This is a genomic window from Mycobacterium sp. (genome assembly GCF_032162105.1).
Classification (GTDB): domain Bacteria; phylum Actinomycetota; class Actinomycetes; order Mycobacteriales; family Mycobacteriaceae; genus Mycobacterium.
The window spans coordinates 1-7,145 of record NZ_JAVRPS010000298.1 but is presented as its reverse complement, the minus strand read 5'-3'; the positions used below and the strand labels follow the sequence as shown (position 1 = coordinate 7,145).

General features: G+C 64.6%; 9 protein-coding genes and 1 tRNA gene. 1 reads left to right on the top strand and 9 read right to left on the bottom strand.

Translation table 11 applies throughout. The features are described from left to right. Nucleotides 1-164 precede the first annotated feature (164 nt). The 4 genes from QOC69_RS15375 to QOC69_RS15360 all read right to left on the bottom strand — a co-directional run bounded on the left by QOC69_RS15375 (nucleotide 165) and on the right by QOC69_RS15360 (nucleotide 3,653). Complete coding sequence (locus QOC69_RS15375) at nucleotides 165-2,333, bottom strand: DUF4185 domain-containing protein (RefSeq protein WP_526440958.1); 2,169 nt, start codon at nucleotides 2,331-2,333, stop codon at nucleotides 165-167. 180 nt (nucleotides 2,334-2,513) lie between these two features. Continuing rightward, the gene (locus QOC69_RS15370; RefSeq protein ID WP_526440956.1) at nucleotides 2,514-2,873 is read right to left on the bottom strand and encodes a hypothetical protein; all 360 of its coding nucleotides are present in this window, start codon (nucleotides 2,871-2,873) and stop codon (nucleotides 2,514-2,516) included. Nucleotides 2,874-3,005: 132 nt separating this feature from the next. After that, entirely contained in the window at nucleotides 3,006-3,185 is a 180-nt protein-coding gene (locus QOC69_RS15365) for a hypothetical protein (protein WP_526440954.1), read from the bottom strand. A 156-nt stretch (nucleotides 3,186-3,341) separates the two neighbouring features. Further along, on the bottom strand, nucleotides 3,342-3,653 hold the full coding sequence (locus QOC69_RS15360) for a DUF3303 family protein (protein WP_526440952.1): 312 nt from the start codon (nucleotides 3,651-3,653) through the stop codon (nucleotides 3,342-3,344). 314 nt (nucleotides 3,654-3,967) lie between these two features. On the opposite strand from QOC69_RS15360, the gene QOC69_RS15355 reads away from it, so the two are divergent. Beyond that, nucleotides 3,968-4,600 (top strand): maleylpyruvate isomerase family mycothiol-dependent enzyme, encoded by a 633-nt coding sequence (locus tag QOC69_RS15355; RefSeq protein ID WP_526440960.1) that lies wholly within the window; start codon nucleotides 3,968-3,970, stop codon nucleotides 4,598-4,600. Nucleotides 4,601-5,019: 419 nt separating this feature from the next. Here QOC69_RS15355 and QOC69_RS15350 read toward each other — a convergent pair whose 3' ends face one another. From QOC69_RS15350 to QOC69_RS15330, 5 genes are all read right to left on the bottom strand, one after another. Beyond that, the gene (locus QOC69_RS15350; protein ID WP_526440950.1) at nucleotides 5,020-5,232 is read right to left on the bottom strand and encodes a hypothetical protein; all 213 of its coding nucleotides are present in this window, start codon (nucleotides 5,230-5,232) and stop codon (nucleotides 5,020-5,022) included. A 241-nt stretch (nucleotides 5,233-5,473) separates the two neighbouring features. Further along, nucleotides 5,474-5,884: a GNAT family N-acetyltransferase gene (locus QOC69_RS15345; RefSeq protein ID WP_526440948.1), complete on the bottom strand. Its 411-nt coding sequence runs from the start codon at nucleotides 5,882-5,884 to the stop codon at nucleotides 5,474-5,476. 156 nt (nucleotides 5,885-6,040) lie between these two features. Then, the gene (locus QOC69_RS15340; protein WP_526440946.1) at nucleotides 6,041-6,445 is read right to left on the bottom strand and encodes an HNH endonuclease signature motif containing protein; all 405 of its coding nucleotides are present in this window, start codon (nucleotides 6,443-6,445) and stop codon (nucleotides 6,041-6,043) included. A 57-nt stretch (nucleotides 6,446-6,502) separates the two neighbouring features. After that, a tRNA-Thr gene (locus QOC69_RS15335) sits at nucleotides 6,503-6,577 on the bottom strand. A 28-nt stretch (nucleotides 6,578-6,605) separates the two neighbouring features. Further along, a partial coding sequence (locus tag QOC69_RS15330) for a hypothetical protein (RefSeq protein ID WP_526440944.1) occupies nucleotides 6,606-7,145 on the bottom strand: 540 nt, incomplete at its 5' end.

Here is a 7,145-nt window from a genome sequence, read left to right as displayed (position 1 = left end):
CGGCGCCGTACCGTCGGGCGGCCACGTCATCGCATCGCCGAGGTTCGCGCTGCAGGACGTACCCGGTTGTGGCGCAACGGGATCGGCGGTTGCCAACGCCGGTGCCGACAACAACGCCGCGGCGGTTGCCGCCATGACCCCAGCCCAACGCAGCACGCCGCCTCCTACACCTTGGTCAGGTCGGTCCGCACCAAGCCAACGTTGTACTGGCCCCACCACGACAGATTCCAGTAGAGGTCGGTTCCACTGCCCATCGTGGACGGGGACCACGGGTGCATCATCGGCGCGTAGATGCCTCCGGATTGTTGACCCATCAGCACTTTGGCCGCCGACCACGTGCCCTGCGGGGTGTCCGACGTCCGCATCACGATGTTGTTGAACTGGTCGCCGTAGAGCGTGACGTACTTCTTCAGCTGCTTGTTGTACTGCACTGACATCTCGCTGACCTGGTTGCCGGCGTTGGCGACGCCGCAGGCACCCTGATCCTGGCCGAACACGGGGGTGGCCGCTGCGGGGTTGTTCCGCTGCCACCCGGCCGGCGTCGCTCCCCATCCGAACCACCCACCCGGGTTGCCCTTGCTGTAGTACTCATATTTCGACACGTCCACGATGTCCTTCTCCAAGACACGTGACACGTACGCGGCGCCCTGCCTGCCGTTCGGTGTGCCGTAGTTGTACACGTAGCCGTCGCCCGGTCGCACGAATGCGCCCTGCTGGAAGTTCGCGTTACCGCTCCACGGGTCGTTGTACCGGATGGAGGTCGGCGCCACCTTCCAGTTCTCGCCGTTGTCGACCGAGTAGGCGATGCCGGAGAAGTTGGTGGTCCACGAGCCGGGGGCGCCCCAGTTCGTCACCGACATGAAGTTGATGTACTGGGTGACCCCGAACCGGGTACCGGGCGTGGGCAGCGAGATACCCGCGGTCGGAATGAGCGTGATTCCGGCCGATGCGCCTGGCGGCAGCGCCTCGGGGTTGATGATCCGCCTCGCATAGTTCTCGTAGGGCCTACCTGGTGGCACGTCCCACAACGGCATGCCTCCGAACATGTTGCCGTTGCCGAACTCTCCGTCCGGCACGTCGATGCCGTCCGTGAGATCGGTGTCCGCGCTGCGCATCAGGACGTTGAACCGCCAGTCCTCACCGGGGACGCTGCGCAGGCCGAACGTGTCGCCGAACGCCATGAGTACCTGATGCTCGTTGAAGGGGGTGCTCGGGTCGTCGACCATGCCGTTGTCCCACATGACTCCGATGTCGGTGCCGGAGACGCCGAAGCGGGCCAATGTGTCGGGCCAGTCGAGTGCGGCGTTGCCCGTGTTGTAGTAGTCCCCGGTCACCCAGTTGACGAACTGCGTCGACGGGCTGAGCTGCGCACCGGGCAGGGGGAAGCCCGGCACGTTGGCGGCAGCGATCGCAGCGGCCAGTGCGAGGCTGGTGGTCTGAGCGTCGACGGTCGGAGTGTCGGTTGCGCGTCCCGTGACGTTCGCGACGAAGTTCTCGAACTCGCGGCGGGCGAAGGCGAGCAACGTCCACGCCAGCGGCGGCTGGGCAGGCGTCGGCGCGCCTGCGCCCGCGAGCGGGCCAAGCGCCCAGCCGAGGACGCTCGACACCACACTCGACACCACGCTGGTCACGATCTCCAGCGGGTTCGGGGCAGCGATCTGCGCCACCGGCTGCGTGTCCGTGATGAAGGCGGCCCGCGCGGTCATCGTCGGGGAGGCTTCCGTCGCTTCGTCGGCCTGCACGTTCGCCAGGCTGAACGTCGCGACGGTGTCGTCCGGGTCGGTCGCCGGGGCCGCGGCGGCAAGCGCTTCCACCGTGGGGGCGGACGGCTTGACTGCCTTCGTCGTCGATGCGGTGGCCGAGGCCGATGGGCTCTTGTTGGGCGTCGGGTCGGGCTCGGCGGCGGGCAGCTCCTCGACATCGGAGGTCGGATGCGGCGTGGCCGTTTCGGTGGGTTCGGGCGCCTGGGTGGTCGGCTGCGCCGTCTCGGTCGGCGACGCGGGTGTTCCGGTCGTGGTCTGGGCGCTCACCACCACGCCGGATGGCAGGGTGCTCGTGGTCGTGTTGCTGGTCGGGCTCTTGATGGTCTGGGTGGTCGTGGTGGAGGTGCCGGGCTCCGTCGTCCCCGGGGCGGTCGTTGGTTCCGGCTTGGACTCCGGCGACGCGATCTCCGGCCCCGCGGTCCCCGTCGACTGCACGGTTCCGGTCGACGAGTCGTCCGACGACGTCGACTCGTCGGCCCAGGCGACACCATGTCCGGTGGCGATCGCCGTCCCCACCCCCAGCGCCACCGCCAAGCGGCCGACACGACCGACGGAGGAAGCTGCTCCCATGCTCGAACCCCTCTGTGCTGGTTTAGCCGCCCCCGTCAATCAGCAACATTCAATCGCAGCGTCGGCGGGCTCGTCGAGCAAAAGGCGAAATCACCTCAAAATTCACACCAGAATCATGGTCATGGGCTTTTGACCTTGATTTCGTGCGCTGGACGCCGGCCAGCTACGCCGCGGGCCTTGTCAATCGAGCCGTTTGAGTGCTTCCTCGTAGAGGTCGATGGCTTCGGGGAGGCCCTGGTTGACCCAGGCATCGACGATTCCGACCTTGTCGGCGACCAATTGAACCTGGGTGACCCATCGGCCGAAGTCGTGGTCACCGCGGAGACAGTCGATCTGCTCTTTCGTGCCCTGAATCAGGATGAAGCCACCCAATTCCGTGCTCTGCGGTTTGAGGATCGCCGAATCGAAGCGCTCGATCCGTCCGTCCTGCACGAGGCGCTCGAGATAGTCCGTCGTCGTGTGCTTGAGGAGATCGAGCGCCTGCCGTTCGCGCCCGCGGGCCGGAATTCCCCACGCCACCCAGACCCCAGCTTCAGCCATGGCTTGCCTCCTCCGTCCAGATGCTCCCGACCTAGACGAACATAACGGCGACGATGTGCAGAATCCCCGCGCAACATGCCCCGGCGGACGAGCCGTGGCGCGGTCGCGGGAAGCAGGAGGTTGCGTGCGCCGCTAGCGTTCCTGGCTCTGCGACTCGAGTTTGGCGACGATGTTGAACAGACCGCTGAGCAGAGTGTCCACCAAATCCTGGTCGCTGACACTCTCGGTAGCAGCTGCCATCTCGCGCACCTTGTCGTACAGCGCCTTCGATTCTGGGGCTTTGACCGACGGCAGCACGATGTTGAGGTTCACCACATCGATCATCATGCAATTCGGCGAGCGGTCTCATCGGACATCGCGAGGATTGATTGCACGATGAGTCGTCCTTGGCCGGGCGCTAGCGCCCGAGCGCACGGAGATAGAAGGGGCCGCGCACCCAGGCGCGACCCCTTCAATGTGTTGCGGTTTTCAGCTGATCGACCCCCTGAACTCGACGCCAACCTGCGTCGACTGCACCCAGTCAGCCATATCGACGACGGGGTAGATCTGGAAGATGTTGAACGGGGCGAACTTGCCAGTGCCGTCGAGCAGTTCTGCCGGATTGTCGGTCTCCACTACGGCGAAACCTCCGTCTCCATCGAGTCGTCCGACGAACTGGTGGAACGTCGAGCCGGCGGGTGCCTGCCACTTCGAGAACAGTTGCAGGGCCCGCTCCGCGGACTCTTCATTTTCTTTGCCAGAGCCGCCGAACCGGCTCGTCCAGGCCATGACGTACTTCATGTGTGCCTCCTAGTAATAGGCCCCGAACGGGTTGTTGTGCGGGGAGGGATCTCCCGGCACGGCTGAAGTCTCCTCGCGTGCGACGTCGCCTATGGCCGAACGGCAAAAGGGTCCGCAAACTTTCTTCGCGTCGAGACCACCGACGCGGCCGGCAGGTGTCTGTGCAGGTAAAACCGCATTTATGGTCGGCGGATCTGCGGAATTGTTGTCTTCGAAAGCAACTATCTTTCTCCAATCGGATGCGACAGCTGCGCGTCGATGTGTCAGATTTACCTCAGCCGCTACGTCGAGATGGCGATGACGGAGGTGTCGCGATGAACGCCGATCAGAAATCGCTCATGGATATGGCTCGTGACGAGCGGGCCGACCTTGCCGAGTTCCTTGAAACGCTGACACCGCAGGAGTGGCATGCACAGAGCCTCTGCGACCGATGGACGGTGAAGGACGTCGTTGCACACGTTGTCAGCTACGAAGAATTGACGCCGTTCGGCTTGATGAAGCGTTTCGCAAAGGGCTGGCTCGTACACGCCAATGAAGTCGGCGTCGAGGAGTTCGCATCGATGTCCCCGCAGGAACTGATGGAGTTCCTCGGCAGACACCTCCATCCGAAGGGGCTTACTTCTGGTTTCGGCGGAATGATTGCGCTCGTCGATGGAACCGTTCACCACCAGGACATCCGCCGAGCACTCGGCCATCCGCGCGCTGTACCCGTTGATCGCCTCGAACGGATTCTGCCTCTGGTGCCCCGAAATCCACGACTGGGAGCGGGGCGGCGCATCCGAGGACTACGACTGACAGCCACCGATGTCGCGTGGCAGCACGGTGACGGCCCAGAAGTCACCGGCACCGGAGAAGCACTTCTGATGGCGATGACGGGTCGGCGGGTAGCCGTCAAGGAACTCGCGGGGCCAGGGCAGGCCACGATGGCCGAGCGCGTCACCGTTTAGTCGGACGTGCCCGGCGCCTCGCCATTCGGGGATTGGGCGTGGCATACCGGGGTATGCAGCCCATTGATTGGGGTTTGCCGGTTGGCTACGTCTCAACCCTCATGAGGAGGTCGCGGGAGCAACCCTGTGTTGAGAACACAGCGCAGCCCGCGGCCGCCGCCCATTCTTCACATACGAGTAGTCGATTACGCATGCGTGCCGCCGGCGCAGACAGGATGCTTGGACCACGGTGGTCGTGAGCGGCCACCGAACGGCGTCGGCCCCGTCACCAGGGGGGTAGGTGGCGGGGCCGATGCGTTGGAGAGTGCCGCGCGACACTCCCAATTCGAAGATAACCGAGGTACCTGAAAAAACGCCAAGAACCCGCTACCTGATGGCTCGGAGTTAGACGGAAACGGATCTGGCGCGCGTGGTCGTTGTCAGCGGTGGTGGTAGAGCAGGGCACCTTGGTCGCCACCGAATGGCTGTTGGTTTTGGGCGGCCTCCTGCGAGGCTATCCCGGGAGTGGCGGTGACTTGCACATTTCCCGGGGTCTGATTCACGGTGGCGTCGGCCGCGGCGATCGGTGCCAGTCCAATGGCTGCCGCGGAGGCGGCGAGGACCAGTGGCGCGACGATTCGTAGTTTCGACATTGTTTTCTTCTCCTTATTTGGTGTGCATCGCTTTGCGATGTCGGCTGAAAATCGGTTTCCGCCGAGCGCTTTCGACCTCGGCAGGTATCTCAAGAATGCTCGCCGCGGGCACCGTTGTCGTCGGTGCTAGCCACCAAACTGCTTCAGAAGAATCGGAACTCCCGCATGGTGGCTAGCTGGAATGCCGGTAGCGCGTTTGCCTTGTCGCCAAACGATTCTGGATACGCTCGCCATTGGCTGATCAATCACGCAGCTCCTTGCGCATTGCGATACCGAGGGTTCCGCGCCCTTGGCCCAGCACTCGAAAACCCTTGCGCTCGTGCAGGTGTGACGCCGGGTTTCGTTCGTGGACGTTCAGGCTGAGCGCCGCATGCCTATCCGTGCAGCGCACGAACAACTCATCCAAGAGCGAGCCACCGATACCGCTTCCGCGCCGCTCGGGCGTGACGGCGATGGCGATTCCGGCAACGCAACGGCGTCGGCGTCGAGAAGGAGCGGAGGCTCGTGGTGAAAGGAGACTTTGGGTGTCTTCGGAGTCTTCGTCGGGAAGGGGCCAATCCTCGATGACGCAAGCGTGACGCGCCATCTCGACGATGAAGGCCGCATCTCCGACGGTTGCAGACCGCAGCTCGACCCTTGGGGCTGCGGGCATTGGTCGATCATGCCAGCGCACGTAGTCGTGTTGACTGGCGTCAATGCAGGCAGAGGCTGTTTCTCCGTGGACTTCGGCGACGACGGCGCGATACCGCTAGTAGTTGCCGCGCCCTCCGGACACGTCGAACGTGAACGACTACGGACCGAGCCCCTGTCAGAACGACTGACCGTTGGCGTATCGCTGTCGGCGGTAGTGGCGCCCGTTGCCACGGTTCCGGCTCTTGTACGTCGGTAGCTGCGAGTCGCAGTTCGGACAGACCAGCCGCAGGTTTTCCCGTCGATTGTTCGTCGGGTTCCCGTCGATGTGGTCCAACACCAATGCGAGGGGCAGGCCCAGCCACTCCCTGGTCCCGCCGCAGATCGCGCAGCAGCCCGACTGGGCGTCGGCGAGATACTGCCGAACGTAGTGATCCTGGTATGTGGCGATGACCGCTTCGCCTGATTCGAGCCAACGTTTGGTACCGGTATCGCGCCGGACCAACGCCTGACATGCGTTACTGCAGTAAATCTTTTGGCTGCGCTTCGAGAGTGCTGAACCGCAGCCGCGGCACTGTCTCATGCGCCGAAGCTACGACCGGCTACCGACAACGAGCCGCCGGACTTGAGCCGCGCCTAGTGGAGCCCCCTATCGGGATTGAACCGATGGCATTCCGCTTACAAGGCGAACGCTCTACCACTGAGCTAAGGGGGCGGGCCGAAACCGGCCTTATCTTATCGGCTCAGTCCTCGTGGTCGATGACCCGCTGTGAGGACACCGGCCGCGCCGACGGGCGGCGGCCGGGCCTGCGACCGGGGAACGGGATCCGGTCGGCGATATTGCTGAGCGGATTGACCACTGCGCTGAGGGTGTTGACGGCTTCGTACAGCGCGTCGATCGTCGGCGCCAGCGCCTCCAGCCCCGGGGCCAGGCGGTTCAACGTGTCGGCGACGTCGGCCAACTGCTCCAGCGGTCCGTTCCGTGCGGTGAGCTTGTCGATCAACCCACCTTCGGCCAGCAGCCGGTCGGCCAGCCCGTCCTCGGCGAGCACCCGCTCGATCAGCCCTTCCTCGTCGAGCAGCTGATCGACCAGCCCTCCGGGCTCGATGGCGCGCATCAGCCCGCCGTCCTCCTGGGTCAGCCGATCGAGCGCGCCGCCGGGAGCCGTCACCTTGTCGACGACCCCTCCTGGCCGAAGTAGCCGATCCAGCGGTCCGTCCGGGGCGAGCGCCCGGCCGAGAGGCTGGTCCTCGTCGATCAGGCGGGCGATGCGGTTGGCCCG

What these genes read in the sequence shown, in the direction of transcription:
- QOC69_RS15355 (WP_526440960.1), top strand. Translation starts at nt 3,968, where the DNA reads ATGAACGCCGATCAGAAATCGCTCATGGATATGGCTCGTGACGAGCGG.
- QOC69_RS15350 (WP_526440950.1), bottom strand. Translation starts at nt 5,232, where the DNA reads ATGTCGAAACTACGAATCGTCGCGCCACTGGTCCTCGCCGCCTCCGCG.
- QOC69_RS15345 (WP_526440948.1), bottom strand. Translation starts at nt 5,884, where the DNA reads ATGCCCGCAGCCCCAAGGGTCGAGCTGCGGTCTGCAACCGTCGGAGAT.
- QOC69_RS15360 (WP_526440952.1), bottom strand. Translation starts at nt 3,653, where the DNA reads ATGAAGTACGTCATGGCCTGGACGAGCCGGTTCGGCGGCTCTGGCAAA.
- QOC69_RS15340 (WP_526440946.1), bottom strand. Translation starts at nt 6,445, where the DNA reads ATGAGACAGTGCCGCGGCTGCGGTTCAGCACTCTCGAAGCGCAGCCAA.
- QOC69_RS15370 (WP_526440956.1), bottom strand. Translation starts at nt 2,873, where the DNA reads ATGGCTGAAGCTGGGGTCTGGGTGGCGTGGGGAATTCCGGCCCGCGGG.
- QOC69_RS15375 (WP_526440958.1), bottom strand. Translation starts at nt 2,333, where the DNA reads ATGGGAGCAGCTTCCTCCGTCGGTCGTGTCGGCCGCTTGGCGGTGGCG.